The following is a 20,221-nucleotide window of genomic DNA, read 5'->3' as shown; positions in this document are numbered from 1 at the left end:
CATCCGCCTGCCCCGGATCACACTGCTCAACCTGTGGGGCGCTCGCGTTTCGGGAGCTTGGCCACCACCGCGTCGTACGACCCGTCGACCGCCTCGATCAGCTCGTCGTCCGGGATGCCGGCGGAGAGCCGCAGCGTGTTCCAGCCCGACCGGCCGATGTAGGGGGAGGGGCGCGCGTCGGCCGGGAACCGGTGCAGCCACTCGTCGGCCACCTCCCGGGACGCTCCGCACTTCACCCCGACCCGCGCCTCACCCTCGGGCGAGCCGAGGAACGCGAAGATCCGGCTGCCCACCTTCACCACCTCGTCGCCCTCCCACGGCCGGTCGAGCCAGGCTCCCGGCTTGGCCAGGCAGTAGGCCAGCATCTCCTCGCGCGTCATCGCGTCCTCTCGTGCCGTCGTCCGGCACAGTCTCGCCCGCCCCTGTGACAGTGCGCGCCGCCGGTCAGTCGCCGGTGCCGGTGCGGACGGTGAGCCGCTCGTAGCGCTGCCGGGCCGCCTGGGCGCTGCCCAGCCCCAGCCCGAAGGCGATCGCCTGCCAGGTCATGCCCCGGCCCCGGGCCACCTGCAACAGGCCGGCCTCCAGCGCGTCCACCTCGGCGCGTACGTGCGGGATCAGCGTCAGCGCGGCCATCAGGTCGGCCTGGTCGACGGGCTCCTCACCCTCGTCCAGCTCGGCGCCTCCGGCGAGCGCCATCACCAGCGTGGCCGCCTCGTAGGCGTCGGGCACGTCGGGGTGGGCGTACCGCCGGCGACGGGAGTTCGTGCCGGCGTGCCGTTCGGCGATCCGCAGCAGCGCCGCGTAGTTGCGGTGCGCCCGGGCCTGGGCAGCATCCGGAGCGGTGAACGGGTCGTTGTCCACGGTGACCATGCCGTCCATCCCACACCCAAGAATGACCTGTTGTCAACACCCTGTTGAAAGGCATTCGTGCGCAACGTCGCGCCCTCAGGGTGTGGTGACAAGGCGGCGCGTCATGCACCACAGACGCGGTGCGGGGTGTTCCGGGTTGCCCGGAACGGCCGGTTCAGGCCGGTGAGTTGCGCGCCGAGGCGGCCGAGGCGGGCCGGCGGCGCGGGGTGTGCCGCCGGTAGACGCTCACGCTCGGCTCGTCCGCCAGCCAGAACCGCCACGGCAGGTCGTGCGCGGCGGCGACCCCGACGCGTGGCCCGGCGACGATCCGCGCCGGGTCGACCGGGCTCGCCGGTGGCGTCAGTAGCAGCGGGCCGCTGCCGTCGATCGCCGAGGTGCCGTTGGCGTCCTGCCCGAGTCCGAGCGCGGTGACCAGCCGGGCCGGACCCCGGGCCAGTTCCCGGTCGGCGGCGCGCGGCCGGCGCTCGCGGGCGATCTCGACGCCGTCGACCACCTCGCCGGCGCGCAGCAGCACGGCCGCCGCCTCGCCGTCGCGACCGCAGACGATGTTCGCGCACCAGTGCATGCCGAACACGAAATACACGTAGACGTGCCCGGCGGGCCCGAACATGACCCTGTTGCGCGGCGTCGGCCCGCGGTGGGCGTGCGACGCCGGGTCCTCGCCGGTGCCCGCGTACGCCTCGACCTCGGTGAGCCGGACGGTGACGCCGCCGGCCGACACGGTCCACCCGAGCAGGGTCCGCGCGGTGTCGGCGACCTGAGCGGCCGGTGCGCCGAGCCAGGGGTACGTCATCGCGGCAAGGGTAGTCGGTGGGTGGCACGTGATCCGGGCCACGCCGGGGCGGGCGGTGGCCGGAATAGTTGACTCGTCAAATATGTTGTGAGGAGCGATCCCGGGCGACCGGTCCGGACCCCACGCGAGGAGCTGGTCATGCAGTTCGGAGTCTTCACCGTCGGTGACGTCACCGTCGACCCCACGACCGGGCGGATGCCGTCCGAGCGTGAGCGGATCAAGGCCATGACCGCCATCGCGCTCAAGGCCGAGGAGGTCGGCCTGGACGTGTTCGCCACCGGCGAGCACCACAACCCGCCGTTCGTGCCGTCGTCGCCGACCACCATGCTCGGCTGGATCGCCGCGCGCACCGAACGGCTGCTGCTGTCGACAGCGACCACGCTGATCACCACGAACGACCCGGTGAAGATCGCCGAGGACTACGCGATGCTCCAGCACCTGGCCGACGGCCGGGTGGACCTGATGATGGGGCGCGGCAACACCGGCCCGGTGTACCCGTGGTTCGGGCAGGACATCCGCAACGGCATCCCCCTCGCGATCGAGAACTACGACCTGCTGCGCCGGCTGTGGCGCGAGGACGTGGTCGACTGGAAGGGCCGGTTCCGGACGCCCCTGCAGTCGTTCACCTCGACCCCGCGCCCGCTCGACGGCGTACCGCCGTTCGTCTGGCACGGCTCGATCCGCAGCCCGGAGATCGCCGAGCAGGCCGCGTACTACGGCGACGGCTTCTTCGCCAACCACATCTTCTGGCCCAAGGAGCACACCCAGCGGATGGTCGGCCTCTACCGGGAGCGGTTCGCGCACTACGGCCACGGCTCGCCCGACCAGGCCATCGTCGGCCTCGGCGGGCAGGTCTTCATGCGCCGCAACTCCCAGGACGCGGTACGCGAGTTCCGCCCCTACTTCGACAACGCCCCGGTCTACGGGCACGGCCCGTCGCTGGAGGAGTTCACCCGCGAGACGCCGCTGACGGTGGGCAGCCCGCAGCAGGTCATCGACCGCACGCTGGGCTTCCGCGAGTACGTCGGCGACTACCAGCGGCAGCTGTTCCTGATCGACCACGCCGGCCTGCCGCTGAAGACGGTGCTGGAGCAGCTCGACCTGCTGGGCGAGGAGGTGGTGCCGGTGCTGCGCAAGGAGTTCGACTCGCTGCGTCCGGCGCACGTGCCCGAGGCGCCCACCCACGCCGGCCTGCTGGCCGCCCGCGACGCCGCGCCGGCCGACGGGGAGCAGCGATGACCAGCCGTACCCTGGCGGTGGTCTCGGCCGGTCTCGCCCAGCCGTCGTCCACCCGCCTGCTCGCCGACCAGCTCGCCACGGCCGCCCGCGACGAGCTGGCCGGCCGCGGCGCCACTGTCGAGCTGCGCGTGGTGGAGCTGCGCGAGCACGCCCACGACGTGGTGAACCACCTGCTCACCGGCTTTCCGCCGGCCGCGCTGCGGCGCACGCTCGACGAGGTGGCCGCCGCCGACGGGCTGATCGCGGTGACGCCGATCTTCAACGCGTCGTACAACGGGCTGTTCAAGTCGTTCTTCGACGTGGTCGACCGGGACGCGCTGGCCGGCAAGCCGGTGCTGCTCGGGGCGACCGGTGGCACCGCCCGGCACTCGCTGGCGCTGGAGCACGCGGTCCGGCCGATGTTCACGTACCTGCGGGCGGCGACGCTGCCCACGGCGGTGTTCGCCGCGCCCGAGGACTGGGCCGGCGACGACGGCGACAGCGCGCTGCGGTCCCGGATCCGCCGGGCTGGAGCCGAACTGGCCGAGCAGGTGGACCGCCGCCCGCCCGCGACCGGCCCGGCCGACCCGTTCGCGCTCACCACCGACTTCGCCGACCTGCTCGCCGGCCGCGACCCGTCCTGACGCCGGGCGGATCGGCGCGGAGGCGACCGCTACCGGGCGTAGCCGTCGTCGGCGAACCCCACCGGAAACCGGTTATGACTGAGAGGCATGAATATGCCTCTCAGTCATAACGCTTGCAGGACATCCCTCTAACCGGGCGGCTCGGCGGACCGGACCGGACCGGACCCCTGCCTGCCGCGTGGCGCGTCAGTCGTCGGCCGGCTCGGGCCGGTGGGCGACGAGCACCGGGCAGTGGGCGTGCTGCACCAGCGCCTGGCTGACCGAGCCGAGCAGCAGCCCGACGAAGCCGCCCCGGCCCCGGGAGCCGACCACCACGAGCGACGCCTCGCCGCTGGCCTCCACGAGCGCGGTCTCCGGCGAGGCGGCGGTCACGGCCCGCTCCGTCACGCGCAGGCCCGGGTGCGCGGCCCGGACCCGGTCCGCGGCCTCCACCAGCAGTCCCGCCGCCTCGGCCCGCTCGGCGGTGGACGCCTCCGCCGCGACCTCCGGCGCCACCGCGCCGCGCTCCGGCGACCGGACGTGCATCAGCACCAGCTCCGCGTCGCGCCGCTCGGCCTCGTCCGCGGCCAGCTCGATCGCGTACGCGGCCGGGTCGGAGCCGTCCACGCCGACCAGTACCGGGCCGTCCACCGGGATCGGCTGCTCCTCGGGCCGGACGATCAGCACCGGGCAGTGCCCGTGCTGCGCGAGCTGCCCGCTGACCGAGCCGAGCAGCAGGCCGGCGAAGCCGCCCACGCCCCGGCTGCCCACCACCACCAGCTCCGCGCGGCGGGACTCCTCGACCATCGTCGCGCCCGGACCGCCGGCCACCTGGCGCACCTGCACCCGCAGGCCCGGGTGCCGCTCGGCCAGGTCGGCGGCGACCGACTCCAGCATCTTCTCCGACTCCGCGGTCGGCGCCGGCACCCCCAGGTCGTACGGGTTGAGCGGCACGCCGTAGCCCATCGGGTGCAGGTAGCCGTGCACGAGCAGCAGCGGCCGGGAACGGGCGACGGCGGTCGCGGCGGCCAGGTCGGCGGCGGCCAGGCTGGACGGCGATCCGTCCACTCCCGCCACGACGGGTCGGTTCATCTGGTGCGTTCCCTCCGGTCGGCTCAGGCCATTGTGGCGGTACCTGCCCCGCCCGGGCCGGGGAACCGGCTCAGTGGGCGCGGTTCCCCCGGTGCCGGACGACGGCGAGCGGGCTGTGGCAGTGGTGCAGCACGGCGTGGCTGACCGAGCCGAGCAGCAGCGCACCGAGGCTACCGCGCCCGTGCGCGCCGACCACCGTCAGCTGCGCGCCGACGGACTCCTCGACCAGCACCCGGGACGGGGTGGCGGCGGCGACCAGCTTCGGCCGTACCGTGACCTCCGGGTAGCGCTCGGCCCAGCCGGCGATCGCCTCGGCCAGCACCCGCTGCTCGTCGGCGCGCAGCTCCCGCGGGTCGTACGCCAGCGGCACGACGTCACCGAACGCCTCCCGGTAGGTCACCGGCTGCGGGTACAGCCAGGTGTGCACCACGACCAGTTCGGCGCCGCGCGCCGCGGCCTCGGCGAACGCGAAGCCGACCGCCTCGTCGGACAGCGCGGAGCCGTCCACGCCGACCACGACCGGGCCGTCGGCGCGGGCCTCACCCCGGGCGACGAGCACCGGGCAGTCCGCGCGGGCGGACAGCTGCACCGCGGCCGAGCCGACGAGCAGTTCGGCGAAGCCGCCCAGTCCCCGGTGACCCAGCACGAGCAGCGCGGCGTCGCGGCTCTCCCGCAACAGGACCGCCACCGGCCCGCCGTCGACGACAGCGCCGGTCACCGCCAGCTCCGCGTCGACCTTGCGGGCCTCGTCCACCGCCTCCTCGACCAGCTTCTCGGCTTCCTGGCGCAGCTCGATGTCGGGCAGCACCGGGGCGACCATGCCCAGCGGCGTGCCGACCAGCGGCCACAGGAAGGCGTTCACCACCCGCAGCGGCCGGTGCCGCAGCACCGCCTCGCGTGCGGCCAGCCGTACCGCGTCCAGCGCGGACGGGGAGCCGTCCACGCCCACCACGACGGGGGCACCGGTCCTGTCGGTCATCACGTCCTCCTTCGGTTCCCCTCCAGCCTGCGCCGACGGCTCCCACCTGGGCAGAGTCGATCCGCCCGGCCCGGCCGGGACCATCGGCCCCTACCGGCCGGGCCGTTCGCGAGGTGGAATGGAACCCAGTGCTCCCCTCCTGTCGATCCTGGAGGCGCGATGACCCCGCTGGAGATGCTCCGCGTCCACCCCTTCCTGGCCGGGCTGCCCGACGAGTGGCTGCCCCGGCTCACCGGTTACGCCCGTCCAGTGGTCTGGCACCCCGGGCACCGGCTGTTCCGCGCCGGCCAGCAGGCCGACCGGTTCTGGCTGGTCCGCGGCGGCCAGGTGGCGCTGGACTTCCCGGTGCCGGGCCGCGGTGACGTGGGCATCGAGACGATCGGGCCGGGCGGCGTGCTCGGCTGGTCCTGGCTGTTCCCGCCGTACCGCTGGCAGTTCGGCGCGGTCGCCACCCAGCGCAGCACCGCCGTCGAACTCGACGCCGACGGGGTACGCCGGCTGATGGAGTCCGACGACACGCTCGGCCGTCAGCTCACCAGCCGGTTCATGAGCGTGGTGGTGGACCGGCTCCAGGCGTCCCGGGTCCGGCTGCTCGACCTGTACGGCTATCCGACCGCCGCGGCGAGCTAGCGGTCGCGGACGACCAGCTCGTCCACCTCGAGCCGGCCGATGCGCAGCTCGCGGATCACCGCGCGGCGCACGGCCAGGCGGCCGACCACGAGTGAGCCGACCGCCACGGCGCCGAGCGCGAACGCGCCGAAGGCCAGTGCGCCGATCGCCGTCGCGCCCAGCGCCCGCGCGCCTGTCGCACCCGCGCCGGTGGCCTGCGCCCCGACGGCCCGCGCCCCGGTGACGGCCAGCGGGCGGACACGGGCGATCGGGCGTAGACGAGACATGCCCCGATCCTAGTGGCGCAGCGGGGAACCGGTCAGGTGACGGTGAGACCGCGGGCGGCGAACTGCCCGCGTACCCGGGCCAGCAGGTCGGCATCCGGCGGCTCGGTGTCCGCCAGCGGGAAGGTCAGCCCCAGCTCGGCGTACTTGTGCGCACCGAGCCGGTGGAACGGCAGCACCTCGACGCGTTGCACGGTGGCCAGCCCGGCGGCCACGTCGGCCACCCGCTCCACCTCGTCGACCGCGTCGGTCAGGCCGGGCACGAGCACGTACCGGATCCAGATCGGCGTACCCCGGTCGGCCAGCCGTTGCGCGAACCGCAACGTCGGCGCGAGCCGGCCGGTGCCGGTCACCCGCCGGTACGTCTGCGGGTTGCCCGCCTTGACGTCGAGCAGCACCAGGTCGGTGGCGTCCAGCAGCGCGTCGTCGGCGCGGACGCCGAGGAAGCCGGAGGTGTCCAGCGCGGTGTGCAGGCCGAGGTCGTGGCAGCGGCGCAGCAGTTCGCCGGTGAACGCCGGCTGCAGCAGCGGCTCCCCGCCGCTCACCGTGACGCCGCCGCCGGCCACCTGGATGAACCGGCGGTACCGGCCGGCGAGCGTGACCATCTCGTCCACCGTGCGGCGCCGGCCGCTGCGGCCGTACCAGGTGTCGGGGCTGTGGCAGTAGCGGCAGCGCAGCGGGCAGCCCGCCAGGAACACGACGAACCGGGTGCCCGGCCCGTCCACCCCGACCGAGGTGTCCCACGAGTGCACCGCGCCGGTGACGGCACCCGGCGCCGCCGGAGTCACCTCCGGCGGCGCGGGCGGGCGGCCGGTCACAGCGACCCGTGGAAGGTCCGCGACACCACGTCGCGCTGCTGCTCCGGCGTGAGCCGGACGAAGTTCACCGCGTAACCGGAGACCCGGACGGTGAGCTGCGGGTACCGCTCCGGGTGCGCCATCGCGTCCAGCAATGTGGCCCGGTCCAGCACGTTGACGTTGAGGTGGAACCCGCCGGCGTCGGCGTAGCCGTCGAGCACCCCGGCCAGGTTCGCGATCCGCTCGTCGCGGGTGTGGCCCAGGCCGTCCGGCGTGACGGTGCCGGTCAGCGAGATGCCGTCGCGGGCCGCGTCGTACGGCAGCTTCGCCACCGACAGCGCCGAGGCGACCAGGCCGTGCGTGTCGCGCCCGTTCATCGGGTTCGCCCCGGGCGCGAACGGCTCACCGGCGCGCCGGCCGTCCGGCGTGTTGCCGGTGTGCTTGCCGTACACCACGTTCGAGGTGATGGTGAGCACCGACATGGTCAGCTCCGCGTCGCGGTAGGTGCGCTGCCGGCGCAGCTTCTCCGCGAACGTCTCGACCAGCCACACCGCGATCTCGTCGGCCCGGTCGTCGTCGTTGCCGTACGTCGGGAACTCGCCCTCGACCGCGTAGTCGACGGCCAGGCCGGTGTCGTCGCGCAGCACCTTCACCCGGCCGTACCGGATGGCCGACAGGCTGTCCACGGCGACCGACAGGCCGGCGATGCCGGTGGCCATGAACCGGCGCACCGGGTGGTCGTGCAGCGCCATCTCCAGCCGCTCGTAGGCGTACCTGTCGTGCTGGTGGTGGATCACGTTCAGCGCGTCCACGTACGTCTCCGCGAGCCAGTCCAGCGTCCGGTCGTACGCGGCCAGCACCTCGTCGTAGTCGAGCGTCTCGCCGCCGACCGGCGCGGCCGGCGGGGCGACCTGCGTGCCGGTCAGCTCGTCCCGGCCGCCGTTGATCGCGTACAGCAGCGCCTTCGCCAGGTTCGCCCGAGCGCCGAAGAACTGCATGTCCCGGCCGACCCGCATGGCCGACACGCAGCAGGCGATCGCGGTGTCGTCGTCGTACGCCGGGCGGATCAGCTCGTCGTTCTCGTACTGGATGGCGCTGGTGTCCAGCGACACCTGGGCGCAGAACCGCTTGAACCCCTCCGGCAGCCGCGGCGACCACAGCACCGTCAGGTTCGGCTCGGGCGCCGGGCCGAGGTTGTAGAGCGTCTGGAGGTAGCGGAACGTGGTGCGGGTGACCAGCGGCCGTCCGTCCGCGCCCATCCCGCCGAGCGACTCGGTGACCCAGGTCGGGTCGCCGGAGAACAACTGGTCGTACTCGGGGGTACGCAGGAAGCGGATGATCCGCAGCTTGATCACGAAATCGTCGATCAGCTCCTGCGCGCCGCTCTCGTCCAGCCGCCCCTCGGCGATGTCCCGCCGCAGGTACGCGTCGACGAACCCGGCGGTGCGCCCCAGCGACATCGCGGCGCCGTTCTGCTCCTTCGTGGCGGCCAGGTAGGCGAAGTAGAGCCACTGGATCGCCTGCGCGCCGGTGGCGGCCGGGCGGGAGGTGTCGAAGCCGTACGAGGCGGCCATCTCCTTCAGCTCACCGAGCGCACGGATCTGCTCGGCCAGTTCCTCCCGGTCGCGGATCACGTCGTCGGTGCTGCGCCGGTCGTCCAGCGCCGCCTTGAGCGCGCGGCGCTCCTCGACCAGCCGGTCCACGCCGTACAGCGCCACCCGGCGGTAGTCGCCGATGATCCGCCCGCGCCCGTACGCGTCGGGCAGCCCGGTGATGACGTGCGACCGCCGCGCCGCGAGCACGGTCTCCGGGTACGCGTCGAAGACCGCGTCGTTGTGCGTGCGGCGGTACCGGGTGAAGATCTTGTGCACGCGCGGGTCCGGCTCACGCCCGTACGCGCGCAGCGCCGTCTCCACCATCCGCAGCCCGCCGGCCGGCATGATCGCCCGCCGCAGCGGCGCGTCGGTCTGCAACCCGACGATCAGTTCCCGCTCCCGGTCGATGTACCCGGGTGCGTGCGAGGTGATCGACGACGGCGTGGCCGCGTCGACGTCGTACACGCCGCGCCGACGCTCCTCCGGGAACATCTCCCGCAGCCGGTCCCACACCGCGAGCGTGCGCGGCGTCGGCCCGGTGAGGAACGACGCGTCCCCGGTGTACGGCTCGTGGTTGTGGCGGACGAAGTCGGCCACGTCGACTGTCTCCTGCCACGCTCCGGCGTGGAATCCGCGCCAGGGGGCCAGGGGTTCGGTGGCGGTCATGTCGGTCCCTCTCCGGGCGTCGGCGGTGGCCCGGTCCCCGCCGGTTGCGGGGACCGGGGGCGGGGTCAGGGCTGGAGCACGAGCCGGGCGGCGACCCGGCCGGCGAGGACGTCGTCCACCGCGTCGTTGATGTCGTCCAGCTTGCGGGTCTCGTAGACGACCCGGGTACGGCCGGCGGCGTGCAGCGCGAAGACCTCGGCCAGGTCGGCGCGGGTGCCGACGATCGAGCCGAGCACCGTGATGCCCTTGAGCACCGTCTCGAAGACGGGCAGGGTGATCGCGTTGTCGGCCGGCAGCGACACCAGCACCAGCCGGCCGCCGCGGCGCAGCGAGAGGTGGGCCTGCTCGATCACCCGGGGGCTCGCGGCCAGCACGATCGCCACGTCCACGCCGCCCAGCGCGGTGATCCGCTCGACCGGGTCGGTGGTGGCGGCGTCGACCGTGTGCGCCGCGCCCAGCGAGGTGGCCAGGTCCAGCTTCTCGGCGGTCACGTCCACCGCCACAGTCTCGGCGCCGAAGATCTGCGCGTACTGCTGCGCGAGGTGGCCCAGGCCGCCGATGCCGAAGATCGCGACCCGCTCGCCCGGCCGTACTCCGGCGACCTTGACGGCCTTGTACGTGGTGACGCCCGCGCAGGTCAGCGGCGCGGCTTCGAGGGGGTCCACGCCGTCGGGTACGCGGACCGCGTAGCGGGCCGAGGCCACCGCGTACTCGGCGTGCGCGCCGTCGATGCTGTAGCCGGTGTTGCGCTGCGACTCGCACAGCGTCTCCCAGCCGGTCACGCAGTACGAGCAGGTGCCGCAGGCCCAGCCGAGCCAGGGCAGCGCGACGCGGTCGCCGACGGCGTGTTCGGTGACGCCGGGGCCGACCTGCTCGACCAGGCCGACGCCTTCGTGACCGGGTACGAACGGCGGGGCAGGCTTGACCGGCCACTCGCCGCGGGCGGCGTGGATGTCGGTGTGGCAGAGTCCGCTGGCTTCGATGCGGACCAGGATCTCGCCCGGGCCGGCCTCCGGCACGGGACGCTCGGTGATCTCCATCGGACGGTCGAACGCGGTGACGACACTGGCGCGCATCGGGGGCCTCCCTCGGTCTCGTTCTCACCCTCAGCGTCGTCGGTCCGGGCGCTGCCGGGCAGGGGCGCAGGACCGCGGTGACCCGGGACCAACGGCCCCTTCCCGGCCGGGAACGGCGGTACGGCCGCCGGTGACGTACCGGCGGCCGTACCCCTGGGGTGGTCAGCGATCGACGACCAGGCGGCGGGCCCGCAGCACGCGCGCCCACCAGGGCCTGTGGTCCGGGCGCAGCCGCGGCGCCGGCACTCCGCGCAGGCTGACCCATCCGCCCGGGCCCATGGTGACGGTGCCGACCGACGGCGGCCGGCGCCGCGACCACAGCGCCACGGCGGCGGTGAGCGCGGCGACCGCGAACGCCCCGGTGGCGGCGGCGACGAGCTGATCCGGTTCGACCACGCGCCGGTAGCGGACCCGGCCGCCCGCCGCGACGAACACGCCGACCGGGCGGCCGTCGCGGTTCACCGGCACCAGCGCGGCGTCCCCGGGCAGCTCCAGCACCGGGCCGACCGGCCCGTCCGGCGTCGCGGCCGGGGCGGGGGCGGGCGTCGCGGCCTGCGGCGGCGCGGGCCGGGGGAGCGGCGTGAGCGCCGGTCCGGTCGGGTTGAAGATGGCGGTCATGGCGCTGCCCTCCTAGCGGGAGTCGGACTTCTCGGTACGGGCCTCGACGGCGGCGCGGCCGGCGGCCAGCCGCGCCACCGGCACCCGGTACGGCGAGCAGGAGACGTAGTCGAGCCCGGCGTCGGCGAAGAACCCGATCGAGTCCGGGTCGCCGCCGTGCTCACCGCAGACGCCGACGGTCAGGTCCGGCCGGGCCGCCCGCCCCTCGGCGACGGCGAGGCGGACCAGCCGGCCCACGCCGGTGGCGTCGATGCTCTCGAACGGCGAGACCGGGAAGATCCCCCGTTCCAGGTACGTGGAGAAGAACGCCCCCTCCACGTCGTCGCGGGAGAACGCCCAGGTCATCTGCGTCAGGTCGTTGGTGCCGAAGGAGAAGAACCGCGCCTCGGCGGCGATCTCCCCGGCGGTCAGCGCCGCCCGGGGCGTTTCGATCATGGTGCCGATCGGGATGTCCGGTGCGTCGGGCACCTCGGCCAGCACCCGCCGTGCCTCGTCCGCCACGGCGGCGAGTTCCCGCACGTCCCCGACGAGCGGCACCATGATCTCCGGGCGCGGGTCGGCGCCGGCCCGGATCCGCTGCGCGGCCGCCTCGGCCAGCGCCCGCACCTGCATGGCGAACAGTCCCGGCACCACCAGGCCGAGCCGTACGCCCCGCAGCCCCAGCATCGGGTTCGTCTCGTGCATCCGCCGCACCGCGGCCAGCAGCACGCCGTCGTGGCCCGGTTCCTCGCCGCGCGCCTGCGCGCCCGCCACCCGGGCGGTCAGCTCGGCGAGCGGAGGCAGGAACTCGTGCAGCGGCGGGTCGAGCAGCCGGACGGTGACCGGCAGCCCGTCCATCGCGGTGAGCAGCCCGAGGAAGTCGGCCCGCTGCAACGGCAGCAGCTCGTCCAGCACCGCGCCCACCTCGGCCGGGCCGTCGGCGAGGATCAGCCGCTCGACCAGTTCCCGGCGCTCGCCGAGGAACATGTGCTCGGTGCGGCACAGCCCGATCCCGGCGGCGCCGAGTTCACGGGCCCGGCGGGCGTCGTCGGGCGTGTCCGCGTTGGCGTGGACGCCGAGCGTGCGCACCGCGTCGGCGTGCCCGAGCAGCCGGTGCACGGCGGCGACCAGCGGGTCGGCCTCGGGCCGCAGCTCACCGGTCAGGTACCGGGCCACCGGCGACGGCTGCACCGGCACCTCGCCGAGCCAGATCCGCCCGCTGGTGCCGTCGATCGAGATCAGGTCGCCGGCGCGGACCACCTGATCGCCCACGGCGAACTCGCCGCGCTCGACGTCGATGCCCAGCGCCTCGGCCCCGCACACGCAGGTCCGGCCCATGCCCCGGGCCACCACCGCGGCGTGCGAGGTCTTCCCGCCGCGCGAGGTGAGCACCCCGGTCGCGGCGATCATGCCGGGCAGGTCGTCCGGGTTGGTCTCCGGGCGGACCAGGATCACCGGTCCGTCGGCCGCCGCCGCGGCGGCCGAGTCGAACACCACCCGCCCGACCGCGGCGCCGGGCGACGCGCCGACGCCGACCGCGAGCGGCTCGGGCGCGCCGGCGGCGTCGAAGGCCGGGAACATCAGCTGGGCGAGCTGCGCCCCGCTGACCCGGGTCAGCGCCTCGTCCGCGGTGATCAGGCCCTCCTCGGCCAGCTGCGCGGCGATCACGAACGCCGCCGCCGCGGTGCGCTTGCCGACCCGGGTCTGGAGCATCCACAGCTTCCCGCGCTCGATGGTGAACTCGACGTCGCACAGGTCGCGGTAGTGCCGCTCCAGCGTCGCCATGATCTCCCGCAGCCGGTGGAAGCTGACCGGGTCCAGCCGGGCCAGCTCGGTCAGCGGCACCGTGTTGCGGATGCCCGCCACCACGTCCTCGCCCTGCGCGTCGGTCAGGTAGTCGCCGTACACGCCGGGGGCGCCGGTGGCCGGGTCGCGGGTGAACGCCACCCCGGTGCCGGAGTCCGGGCCGAGGTTGCCGAACACCATCGCCATCACGTTGACGGCGGTGCCCAGGTCGTCCGGGATGCGCTCCTGCCGCCGGTAGATCCGGGCCCGCTCCGAGTGCCAGGACTCGAACACCGCGCGGACGGCCAGGAACAGCTGCTCGTGCGGGGCCTGCGGGAAGTCGTGCCCGACGTGCCGGACGAAGATCTTCTTGTACGTCTCGACCAGGTCGCGCAGCTGCCCGGCGCCCGGCCCGTCCGGCCCGGCGGTGGCGCGCAGGGCGGCCAGCTCGTGCTCGAACTCGTCGGCCGGGATGCCGTGGACGGTCCGGCCGAACATCTGGATCAGCCGCCGGTACGAGTCCCAGGCGAACCGCTCGTCGCCGGTGCGTGCGGCCAGACCGGCCACCGTGGTGTCGTTGAGCCCGATGTCGAGGATCGTCTCCATCATCCCCGGCATCGAGTACCGCCCGCCGGAGCGCACCGCCAGCAGCAGCGGGTCACTCGGGTCGCCCAGCCACCGGTCCAGCCGCGCCTCCACCTCCCGCAGGTGCGCGTTGATCTCCTCGTACAGGCCGTCCGGCGGCGCGCCGGTGGCCAGGTACGCCCGGCACGCGTCGGTGGTGACGGTGAACCCGGGCGGCACCGGCAACCCGAGCCGGGTCATCTCGGCGAGGTTCGCGCCCTTGCCGCCGAGCAGGTCGGCCCGGCTGCGGTCACCCTCGATGAAGTCGTAGACGTACTTCGACATGGTCCGGCCTCCTCGACTGCGTCGTTCCACCTCCTTGGTAACCGGGGCGGGCGGCGGCGCGGCAGGGCCGGACGGGACACACACCGGGCCGGAGGTCCCGAGAGTGTCGGTGGGGCCACGTATCGTCCCGGCCGTGACCAACGAGGTGCTGCTCCGCCCGGTGCGCGACGACGACCTGCCCGCCTTCTTCGCCCACGAGCAGGACCCGCAGGCGAACTGGATGGCCGCGTTCGGCCCGAAGGACCCGTCCGACCGGGCCGCGTTCGACGCGCACTGGGCGCGCATCCGCGCCGACGCGCGCATCGTCAACCGCGCCGTCACCGTCGACGGCCAGGTGATCGGCCGGGTCGCCGCGTTCCCGGTCGGCGAGCAGACCGAGGTCAGCTACTGGATCGACGCGGCGCACTGGGGGCGCGGCCACGCCACCGCTGCGCTGCGCGCGCTGCTGCGCGAGGTGCCGCACCGGCCGCTGCACGCCCGCGCCGCGAAGGACAACGCCGCCTCGCTCGCGGTGCTGCGCAAGTGCGGCTTCGTCGTGGTCGGCGAGGACTCCGGGTACGCCCCGTCGCGCGGCACCGAGGTCGAGGAGTACGTGCTGGAGCTGCCCGCCGAGGGGTCTGACCAGGCAGACCGCTAGTCTCCCCGGGTGAACTGGCTGGAACTCGTCGGCTGGGCCGGCTCCGCGCTGCTGGTCTGGTCCCTGCTGCAGACCCGGATCCTGCGGCTGCGCGCGCTCAACCTCGTCGGCTGCCTCATCCTGATCGGCTACAACGCCGCCGTGCAGGTCTGGCCGATGGTGGGGCTGAACGTGGTGCTCGCCGTGATCAACGTCTGGTACCTGCGCAAGCTGCTGGCCACCCGGCACGACGAGCAGACCTACCAGGTGGTCGAGGTGGGCACCGGCGACGCGTTCCTGGCGCACACGCTGCGGGTGCACGCCGCCGACATCGCCCGGTTCAACCCCGGCTTCCACTGGGACCCGGCCGCTCCGGACCGCTCGGCCTTCCTGGTGGTACGCGCCGACGAGGTGGTCGGCGTGATGCTCTCGCACGCCGAACCGGGCGGGGTGGCCCAGATCGACCTGGACTACGTGACCCCGCCGTTCCGCGACTTCACGCCCGGGGAGTTCGTCTACCGGCGCAGCCGGCTGTTCACCGACCGGGGTTTCCGCCGGGTGGTCAGCCCGCCCGGCATGGTCGCCCCCTACTACCACCGGCTCGGATTCCGCTCCGAGGGCGGCGCGTACGTGCTCGACCTGCCCGTACCGGCCTGAGACCCGGCTCCGGCGGTCCACGCCGGAGCCGGTCATGATTCAGCGGCGGGCCCGCGGGGCAACAGAGGGCCACGCCGACCGGATCTGCCGGCCGGCGAGTCGGCCATCGGCCGACCCGGATCGGGCCGAGGGAGATAACCGGTCGTGCAGAGCTACTGGAGCCAGCTTGCCCTGGTCGGTGTGCTGGTGATCCTCAACGCGGCGTTCGCCGGCAGCGAGATGGCACTGGTGTCCCTGCGCGACAGCCAGGTGCAGCGGCTGGAGCGCAGCAGCCGCGGCGGACGGACCCTGGCCCGCCTCGCGAAGGATCCGAACCGGTTCCTGGCCACGATCCAGATCGGCATCACGCTCGCCGGGTTCCTGGCCTCCGCCGCCGCCGCGGTGTCGCTGGCCCGGCCGCTCGTGCCGCTGCTCAGCGTCTTCGGCAACGCCGCCGAGACCGTCGCCATCGTCGCTGTCACGCTGGTGCTCACGTTCGTCACGCTGGTCTTCGGTGAGCTGGCGCCGAAGCGGATCGCGATGCAGTCGGCCGAGCGGTGGGCGCTGCTGGTGGCCCGCCCGCTGGACGTGCTGTCCAGCATCACCCGGCCCGCCGTCTGGCTGCTGGGCGCCACCACCGACCTGGTGGTACGCCTGTTCGGTCTGGACCCGAAGGCCGAGCCGGACGAGATCGGCCCGGACGAACTGCGCGACATCGTGGCCGGCAACCACGGCTTCACCAAGGAACAGCGCACGATCATCGCCGGCGCGGTGGAGATCGCCGACCGGCAGTTGCGGGCGGTGCTCGTACCCCGGTTGCAGGTCTTCACGCTCGACAGCGGCACCACCGCGGAGGCCGCCCGGCTCGTCCTGGCGGCGACCGGCCACTCCCGGGCGCCGGTGGTCCGCCACGGCGGCCTGGACGAGGCGGTGGGCGTGATCCACCTGCGGGACCTGGTCGGCGTCTCCGACGACCGGCCGGTCGACGAGATCGCCCGCCCGCCGATGCTGCTGCCCGACTCGCTGCCGGTGGTCGACGCGCTGCGCCAGTTCAAGGCCGAACGCCAGCACATCGCGCTCGTGGTCGACGAGCGCGGCGCGGTCGACGGGATCGTGACGCTGGAGGACATCCTGGAGGAGATCGTCGGCGAGATCTACGACGAGACCGACCGGGACCTGCGCGCCGTGCGGACCGAGGCCGACGGCACGCTGGTGCTGCCCGGCACGTTCCCGGTGCACGACCTGACCGACCTCGGCGTGGAGCTGCCGAACCGGCCGGCCGGCGACTACACCACCGTCGCCGGGCTGGTGCTGATCTGCCTCGGGCACATCCCGACGGTGGCGGGGGAGCAGGTCACCGTGGACGGCTGGGAGCTGTCCGTGGCCGACGTCGACCAGCGGGCCATCACCGAGGTGCACGTACGCCGCCGCAGCCGCCACGACGGCTCCCCGGACGACGACACCACAGGCGACGCGGCCGACCCGGCCGACGCGCCGGAACTCGACGACGCCCGCCGCTGACCGGCGCCGGTTCTCCCGGTGCCCGGTTCAGCGGCCTCCGGCCGGCGGGCCGAACGGGAAACCGGGCACCGGCGGGAGCAGCTGCACCGCGTCGGCGGGCAGCTGACGGGTGCTCCGCCCGACCAGCCGGGCGATCACCCGCAACAGCCACGGCCCGGACGGGTGCAGCTCGGGGCCGATCAGCCCGCTGATCACCCGGGTCCACCAGTGCCCGGCGACGATCACGTCGGTGATCAGCAGCCGGTCCGGTGGCCACCCGCCACGCACCACCACGTCCACCACCCGGCCCAGCCTCCGCCCGTGCAGGTCGTACGCGGTGCGGCCGAGCAGCTCACCCGCTCGCACGGCCGGACCCCGGGATGCGCTCGATCAGGTGCCGGCGCAGCCACGCCTCCACCGGTGACGGCGGCAGGTCCGAAGCCGGGCAGCGCAGCCGCACCGCGCTGTCCACGCGGGCCACCTGGGACAGCGGTACGCGTAACGGCGGCACCGGCGGGTCGTCGGTGAACCGGTCCGCCACCGCCACCAGCAGCCGCCCGACCCGCCCGCCGATCCGCTCCCCGAGGGCGCCCTGCCCGGTGAGCAGGCAGTCGACGTACGGGAAACCCTCGTCGTCGACGGCGAACGCGATGTCGTCGACCCGCCCGACCAGCCGCCCGTCCACGTCGACGATCTGCCGGTCGAGCAGCCGCTTGGCGAGCTGGACCCTCATCGCCCCATCCCCGTCATGATCGCCAGTGGGATCGCCGCCACCGACGCCGCGACGATGAGCAGCAGGAACACCGCGCCGAGCAGGTTCATCCACCGCCCGTTGACCCGGTCGCCGAGATACCCGCGGTCGTTGGCGACGACCAGGATCGGCAGGTACGTCAGCGGCAGCACCACAGCGCTCAGCACCAGCATGTACTCGGTCAGCCGCACCGGGTCCACCGTCGTCATCAGCATCACCACACCGAGCAGCAGCCCGACGAGCAGCACGCTGTGGAACCGGGCCGCCTCCCGGGGGCGGACCCGCTTGCCCCACTGCCACCCGAAGTACTGCGCCGCCGCGTACGCCGCCGACAGCCCGGTCTCCAGCGCCGCGCCGAACGTCACCGCGAAGAACGCGAGCACCGCGGCGGCCAGGCCGGCGCCGCCGAGCGCCGTCGCCACCGGCCGCGCCACCTCGTCGAGCGTGCTCAACGACGCCTCCGACGGGTGGTAGGCCACTGTCGCGACGGCGACCAGCGACAACGCCAGGAACCCGCCCACCGGGAAGCCGATCAGCACGTTCGAGCGGGCCCGCGCCAGGTCCGCCGCGCCCCACCGCTCCTCCACGCCGCCGGAGGAGAAGAAGAACACCTCGTACGGGCTCACAGTCGAGGCGAACAGCGCCACCGCCACGAACCAGTACAGCGGCCAGCCGTGCCCGGACGCGCTGACCTGCCACACGCCCTGCCCGAGTGCCGGCCAGTCGGTCGGCAGCGCCACCAGCGCGACCGCGAACACCAGCAGCGCCAGCCCGGCCAGGCCGAAGATCCGCTCCATCAGCTCGAAGCGCAGCCGCCACAGCACCAGCCAGACCGCCAGCGCTGCGAGCGGCACCCAGAACAGGTGGCTCAGCCGGGTCGCCAGTTGCAGCGCCAGCGCCACCCCGCCCAGCTCCGCGGCGAGCGTGACGACGGTGACCAGCCACGACGCGACCAGGTTGAGCAGTGCCACCCGCGGCCCGAGCCGCTCCCGGACCAGGTCGAACACCGCCCGTCCGCTCACCGCCGCGATCCGGCCGGCCATTTCCGCGTACGCGCAGATGCCGACCACTCCGACCAGCAGCACCCAGGTGTGGGCCATGCCGAACAGTGCGCCGGCCTGACTGGCCGCCACCAGGTCACCGATGTCGACGAAGCCGCCGACGGCCGACAGCACGCCGAGCGTGGCGGCGAACAGCTTCCTCACGTCGGGCCGGGAGCGAACGTCCTCACCGAGGCGACGATATCGCCGTCAGTGCCCGGTTTCGGGCGAATGCGTCAGGAGGCGGTGAGGTTCTGCAGCCGCACCTGGCCGCGGGCCACCAGCCGGCTGTCGGCGTCGGTGATCTCCACGAGCCACAACTGCTGGCTGCGGCCCCGGTGCACCGGCGTGCCGACGGCGGTCAGCTCGCCGTCGCGCACCGCGCGCAGGAAGTCGGTCTGGTTCGACACCCCGACCACGTTGCCCTTGTCGCCCAGCCAGAGCGCGCCGCCGATGCTGGCCGCCGTCTCCACCACCGAGCAGTAGACGCCGCCGTGCTGGATCCCGTACGGCTGGTGCAGCTCCGGGCGCACCTTCCACCGGATCACCACCCGGTCCCCGCTGACCTCGTCGAACGTCAGGCCCAGCAGGGCCACGAAGCCACCGGTCAGGTTCGGCATGTCCACCGCGGTTCCTCCTCGCGTTCGACGGCGCCGCCAGCCTAGTCGGCCGCACCTCGGCAAACCCGGTACGGGCCGGGCCCGGCAATGGGGGAGAATCGGTGACCGTGACCGACAGCAACCTCCCGCAGGGGCGGGACTCCCTGACCGACGACCTGCTGTGGCGGGGCCTGATCCAGGACTCGACCGGCCTCGACGAACTGCGCGAGCTGCTCGACGGCGGGAGCACCACCTTCTACGTGGGCTTCGACCCCACCGCGCCGAGCCTGCACATCGGCAACCTGATGCAGGTCGTGATGGCCCGCCGGCTCCAGCAGGCTGGGCACCGGCCGCTGCTGCTCGTCGGTGGCGCCACCGGGCAGATCGGCGACCCGAAGGAGAGCGCGGAGCGGACGCTGAACCCGCCCGAGGTGATCGCCGGCTGGGTCGAGCGCATCCGCGAGCAGCTCTCGCCGTTCGTCACGTACACCGGGGAGAACGCGGCGCAACTCGTCAACAACCTGGACTGGACCGGCGAGATGTCGGTGGTCGAGTTCCTCCGGGACGTCGGCAAGCACTTCCCGGTGAACAAGATGCTCGCCCGCGAGGTGGTCAAGGCGCGGCTGGAGACGGGCATCAGCTACACCGAGTTCAGCTACCAGCTCCTGCAGGCCAACGACTACTTCGAGCTGCACCGCCGGCACGGCTGCCGGCTCCAGTACGGCGGCTCCGACCAGTGGGGCAACATCACCGCCGGGGTGGACTACATCCGGCGGCGCGGCGCCGGGCCGGTGGAGGCGTTCACCACGCCCCTCGTCACCAAGGCCGACGGCACCAAGTTCGGCAAGAGCGAGACCGGCACGGTCTGGCTCGACCCGCAGATGACCAGCCCGTACGCGTTCTACCAGTTCTGGGTCAACGCCGACGACCGCGACGTCAGCCGCTACCTGCGGTACTTCAGCTTCCGCTCCCGCGAGGAGCTGGAGGAGCTGGAGAAGGCGACAGCGGAACGCCCGCAGGCGCGCCTGGCCCAGCGGGCGCTCGCCGAGGAGCTCACCACGCTGGTGCACGGCGAGCGGGAGATGGCGCAGGCGGTGGCGGCGAGCCAGGCGCTGTTCGGGCGCGGCTCGCTCGACGAGCTGGCCCCGGAGACCCTGCGCGCCGCGCTGACCGAGGCCGGTCTGGT

Annotated in this window: 22 protein-coding genes (1 of these 22 cut by a window edge); 7 read left to right on the top strand and 15 right to left on the bottom strand. The window is 73.8% G+C overall.

Features of this window, described 5'->3' with window-relative positions:
- Positions 1–26: 26 nt before the first annotated feature.
- The 3 genes from O7604_RS27795 to O7604_RS27785 form a co-directional block, all read right to left on the bottom strand.
- Positions 27–380, bottom strand: a complete 354-nt coding sequence (locus tag O7604_RS27795; protein ID WP_269700433.1) for an MmcQ/YjbR family DNA-binding protein — start codon at positions 378–380, stop codon at positions 27–29.
- A 64-nt stretch (positions 381–444) separates the two neighbouring features.
- The gene (locus O7604_RS27790; protein WP_013285554.1) at positions 445–870 is read right to left on the bottom strand and encodes a hypothetical protein; all 426 of its coding nucleotides are present in this window, start codon (positions 868–870) and stop codon (positions 445–447) included.
- 154 nt (positions 871–1,024) lie between these two features.
- Positions 1,025–1,663: a DNA-3-methyladenine glycosylase gene (locus tag O7604_RS27785; protein WP_281578302.1), complete on the bottom strand. Its 639-nt coding sequence runs from the start codon at positions 1,661–1,663 to the stop codon at positions 1,025–1,027.
- Between the two features lie 138 nt (positions 1,664–1,801).
- Here O7604_RS27785 and O7604_RS27780 point away from each other — a divergent pair, with 138 nt between their 5' ends.
- Both O7604_RS27780 and O7604_RS27775 read left to right on the top strand, forming a co-directional pair.
- Positions 1,802–2,902: an LLM class flavin-dependent oxidoreductase gene (locus tag O7604_RS27780; protein ID WP_269700429.1), complete on the top strand. Its 1,101-nt coding sequence runs from the start codon at positions 1,802–1,804 to the stop codon at positions 2,900–2,902.
- Entirely contained in the window at positions 2,899–3,525 is a 627-nt protein-coding gene (locus O7604_RS27775) for an FMN reductase (protein WP_269700428.1), read from the top strand. Before O7604_RS27780 ends, O7604_RS27775 begins: the two co-directional genes overlap by 4 nt.
- Positions 3,526–3,711: 186 nt before the next feature.
- Here the strand turns inward: O7604_RS27775 and O7604_RS27770 are convergent, their stop codons facing one another.
- The gene (locus O7604_RS27770; protein WP_281578301.1) at positions 3,712–4,596 is read right to left on the bottom strand and encodes a universal stress protein; all 885 of its coding nucleotides are present in this window, start codon (positions 4,594–4,596) and stop codon (positions 3,712–3,714) included.
- 70 nt (positions 4,597–4,666) lie between these two features.
- A complete protein-coding gene (locus O7604_RS27765) occupies positions 4,667–5,575 on the bottom strand; it encodes a universal stress protein (protein ID WP_281578300.1) in 909 nt (302 codons plus the stop codon).
- Positions 5,576–5,734: 159 nt separating this feature from the next.
- Here O7604_RS27765 and O7604_RS27760 point away from each other — a divergent pair, with 159 nt between their 5' ends.
- Entirely contained in the window at positions 5,735–6,205 is a 471-nt protein-coding gene (locus tag O7604_RS27760) for a cyclic nucleotide-binding domain-containing protein (RefSeq protein WP_281578299.1), read from the top strand.
- On the opposite strand, the gene O7604_RS27755 is transcribed toward O7604_RS27760, so the two are convergent.
- The 6 genes from O7604_RS27755 to ppdK form a co-directional block, all read right to left on the bottom strand.
- Positions 6,202–6,471, bottom strand: coding sequence for a hypothetical protein (locus O7604_RS27755; RefSeq protein ID WP_269700422.1), 270 nt, complete (start codon positions 6,469–6,471; stop codon positions 6,202–6,204). The two genes, O7604_RS27760 and O7604_RS27755, sit on opposite strands and share 4 nt — an antisense overlap.
- Before the next feature lie 32 nt (positions 6,472–6,503).
- A complete protein-coding gene (gene pflA / locus O7604_RS27750; RefSeq protein WP_281578298.1) occupies positions 6,504–7,286 on the bottom strand; it encodes a pyruvate formate-lyase-activating protein in 783 nt (260 codons plus the stop codon).
- Positions 7,283–9,526: a formate C-acetyltransferase gene (gene pflB, locus O7604_RS27745; RefSeq protein WP_269700418.1), complete on the bottom strand. Its 2,244-nt coding sequence runs from the start codon at positions 9,524–9,526 to the stop codon at positions 7,283–7,285. The genes pflA and pflB overlap by 4 nt, the downstream gene beginning before the upstream one ends.
- Positions 9,527–9,591: 65 nt before the next feature.
- Complete coding sequence (locus O7604_RS27740) at positions 9,592–10,602, bottom strand: zinc-dependent alcohol dehydrogenase (RefSeq protein ID WP_269700417.1); 1,011 nt, start codon at positions 10,600–10,602, stop codon at positions 9,592–9,594.
- 162 nt (positions 10,603–10,764) lie between these two features.
- The gene (locus O7604_RS27735) at positions 10,765–11,220 is read right to left on the bottom strand and encodes a hypothetical protein (protein WP_269700416.1); all 456 of its coding nucleotides are present in this window, start codon (positions 11,218–11,220) and stop codon (positions 10,765–10,767) included.
- Positions 11,221–11,232: 12 nt separating this feature from the next.
- Positions 11,233–13,893 carry a pyruvate, phosphate dikinase gene (gene ppdK / locus O7604_RS27730; protein WP_269700414.1) on the bottom strand — a complete coding sequence of 887 codons (2,661 nt, stop codon included), beginning with the start codon at positions 13,891–13,893 and terminating at the stop codon, positions 11,233–11,235.
- A gap of 133 nt (positions 13,894–14,026) precedes the next feature.
- Between ppdK and O7604_RS27725 the strand changes: the two genes are divergently transcribed.
- From O7604_RS27725 to O7604_RS27715, 3 genes are all read left to right on the top strand, one after another.
- Positions 14,027–14,530, top strand: coding sequence for a GNAT family N-acetyltransferase (locus tag O7604_RS27725; RefSeq protein ID WP_269700412.1), 504 nt, complete (start codon positions 14,027–14,029; stop codon positions 14,528–14,530).
- 9 nt (positions 14,531–14,539) lie between these two features.
- The gene (locus O7604_RS27720) at positions 14,540–15,166 is read left to right on the top strand and encodes a hypothetical protein (protein ID WP_269700411.1); all 627 of its coding nucleotides are present in this window, start codon (positions 14,540–14,542) and stop codon (positions 15,164–15,166) included.
- A 144-nt stretch (positions 15,167–15,310) separates the two neighbouring features.
- Complete coding sequence (locus tag O7604_RS27715; protein ID WP_269700410.1) at positions 15,311–16,666, top strand: hemolysin family protein; 1,356 nt, start codon at positions 15,311–15,313, stop codon at positions 16,664–16,666.
- Between the two features lie 27 nt (positions 16,667–16,693).
- Here the strand turns inward: O7604_RS27715 and O7604_RS27710 are convergent, their stop codons facing one another.
- The 4 genes from O7604_RS27710 to O7604_RS27695 all read right to left on the bottom strand — a co-directional run bounded on the left by O7604_RS27710 (position 16,694) and on the right by O7604_RS27695 (position 19,056).
- On the bottom strand, positions 16,694–17,011 hold the full coding sequence (locus O7604_RS27710; protein ID WP_281578297.1) for a PRC-barrel domain containing protein: 318 nt from the start codon (positions 17,009–17,011) through the stop codon (positions 16,694–16,696).
- A complete protein-coding gene (locus O7604_RS27705; RefSeq protein ID WP_269700406.1) occupies positions 16,998–17,378 on the bottom strand; it encodes a hypothetical protein in 381 nt (126 codons plus the stop codon). Before O7604_RS27705 ends, O7604_RS27710 begins: the two co-directional genes overlap by 14 nt.
- Complete coding sequence (locus tag O7604_RS27700; protein WP_269700405.1) at positions 17,375–18,601, bottom strand: divalent metal cation transporter; 1,227 nt, start codon at positions 18,599–18,601, stop codon at positions 17,375–17,377. Before O7604_RS27700 ends, O7604_RS27705 begins: the two co-directional genes overlap by 4 nt.
- A gap of 71 nt (positions 18,602–18,672) precedes the next feature.
- Complete coding sequence (locus tag O7604_RS27695) at positions 18,673–19,056, bottom strand: PaaI family thioesterase (protein WP_262015739.1); 384 nt, start codon at positions 19,054–19,056, stop codon at positions 18,673–18,675.
- Between the two features lie 107 nt (positions 19,057–19,163).
- Between O7604_RS27695 and tyrS the strand changes: the two genes are divergently transcribed.
- Positions 19,164–20,221, top strand: the 5' portion of a protein-coding gene (gene tyrS, locus O7604_RS27690) for a tyrosine--tRNA ligase (protein WP_262015738.1). Its footprint extends 226 nt past the window's final position; the window shows 1,058 of its 1,284 coding nt (coding positions 1–1,058); it begins with the start codon at positions 19,164–19,166; the stop codon falls past the right edge of the window.

This window comes from Micromonospora sp. WMMA1947 (genome assembly GCF_027497355.1).
Classification (GTDB): domain Bacteria; phylum Actinomycetota; class Actinomycetes; order Mycobacteriales; family Micromonosporaceae; genus Micromonospora.
Note: the sequence above shows the minus strand (reverse complement) of the source record. Positions and strands in the feature narration are given on the sequence as shown.